General features: G+C 63.2%; 3 protein-coding genes. All 3 read right to left on the bottom strand.

All coding sequences use genetic code 11. From position 1 onward, the window contains the following. Nucleotides 1-176 (bottom strand): ATP-binding cassette domain-containing protein (locus tag ACFPTO_RS16045; protein WP_377712654.1); only part of this gene is annotated, 176 nt, incomplete at its 3' end. A gap of 21 nt (nt 177-197) precedes the next feature. Continuing rightward, nucleotides 198-1,367 carry an ABC transporter permease subunit gene (locus ACFPTO_RS16050; protein ID WP_377712650.1) on the bottom strand — a complete coding sequence of 390 codons (1,170 nt, stop codon included), beginning with the start codon at nt 1,365-1,367 and terminating at the stop codon, nt 198-200. A gap of 16 nt (nt 1,368-1,383) precedes the next feature. Next, nucleotides 1,384-1,752, bottom strand: a 369-nt coding sequence (locus ACFPTO_RS16055; protein ID WP_377712652.1) for a branched-chain amino acid ABC transporter permease, incomplete at its 5' end; no start/stop codon positions are given.

Genomic DNA, 1,752 nt, shown 5'->3' on the forward strand with positions numbered 1-1,752 from the left:
GGCGTATAGAGGCCGGTAATCACGTTGAAGAACGTCGTCTTGCCGGCGCCGTTCGGGCCGATCAGGCCATAGATCGTGCCCGCTTCGATCTGCAGGCCCACTTCCGAAAGCGCCTGCAGGCCGCCAAAGCGCTTGTTCACGCCCTTCACGGACAGGCGGATGGGTTTGTTGCTCATACGTTTATCTCCTGTCCTGACTTAGGCGCGCACTGCTTTCTTGCTGGCGCGCTTCGCGATCTTCGCAACGCGGTCTTCGTGCTTCGGCGCGGGCCACAGGCCTTCCGAGCGATACAGCATGATGACGACCATCGCGAGGCCGTAAAGCAGCTGGCGAATGACTTCGGTATCGATGATCTGGTGGCCGAAGAGCGCGTGCTGCAGCGGCCCCATCGTCGAGCGCAGGAATTCGGGGAACACGGAGAGCAGCACCGCGCCGAGAATCACGCCCGGAATGTGGCCCATGCCGCCGAGCACGACGCATGCGAGCACAACGACCGATTCCCAGAACGTGAACGATTCCGGCGAGACGAAGCCCTGGAATGCGCCGAACATCGCGCCCGAGAGGCCGCCGAACGACGCGCCCATCGCGAATGCGAGCAGCTTCACGTTACGGGTATTGATGCCCATGGCCTTGGCCGCGATTTCGTCTTCGCGGATGGCGGCCCAGGCGCGGCCGATGCGCGAGTGCTGCAAACGCGTACACACCCAGATCACGAGTAGCGCGCACAGCACGAACACGTAGTAGTAGCTGTACACCGACGTGAACGTGAAACCGAACAGCGTGTGCTGGTCCGCGAGACTGACGCCCCCGACCTGCAGCGGCCCGACACCGGTAATGCCCTGCGGTCCGTTGGTGATGTTCACCGGACGGTCGAGGTTGTTCATGAAGATACGAACGATTTCCCCGAAACCGAGGGTCACGATCGCGAGATAGTCACCACGCAAACGCAGGGTCGGCGCACCGAGCAGCACGCCGAAGAGCGCGGCGAGCCCCATGGCGGCCGGAACCACGATCCAGTACGGCGTATGCAGGCCGGCCGGGGCCAAGTTCGCGATCCACTCGAACTGCGTGGTGAGGTGCGGCGAAGTCAGCAGCGCTGCCGTGTAGGCGCCCACCGCGTAGAACGCGATGTAGCCGAGGTCGAGGAGGCCGGCGAAGCCGACCACCACGTTCAGGCCGAGCGCGAGCATCACATAGAGCATCGCGAAGTCGAGCACGCGCACCCAGTAGTTGCCGCCCGCGGCGCCCACGAGGAACGGCACGAAGATCACGAAGATCGCGGTGGCGATGCCGACCGTGAGCGTCTTCGTCTTGTTCTTTTCGGCGATGAGCGTCGTCGACGGCTCGATCGGTTGAATGGAAGTCATTTTGCTCTTCTCCTTCTTATGCGCGGTCCGCGACACGTTCGCCCAGCAGTCCCGACGGACGGAACACGAGCACGACGATCAGAACGATGAACGCGAACACGTCCTGATAGTTACTGCCGAACACTCCGCCGGTCAGACCGCCGATATAGCCTGCGCCGAGCTGCTCGATGAGACCGAGCACCACGCCGCCGACCATCGCGCCGCCAAGATTGCCGATACCGCCGAGCACCGCCGCGGTGAACGCCTTCATGCCGGGGATGAAGCCCATGTAGAAGTGCGCGTTGCCGTATTCGGAGGCGATCATCACACCGGCGAGCGCTGCGAGCGCCGAGCCGATCATGAAGGTGGCCGAGATCACGAAGTTGGGGTTCACACCCATCAGCGA

It is taken from the genome of Paraburkholderia denitrificans (assembly GCF_042655705.1).
GTDB lineage: Bacteria > Pseudomonadota > Gammaproteobacteria > Burkholderiales > Burkholderiaceae > Paraburkholderia > Paraburkholderia denitrificans.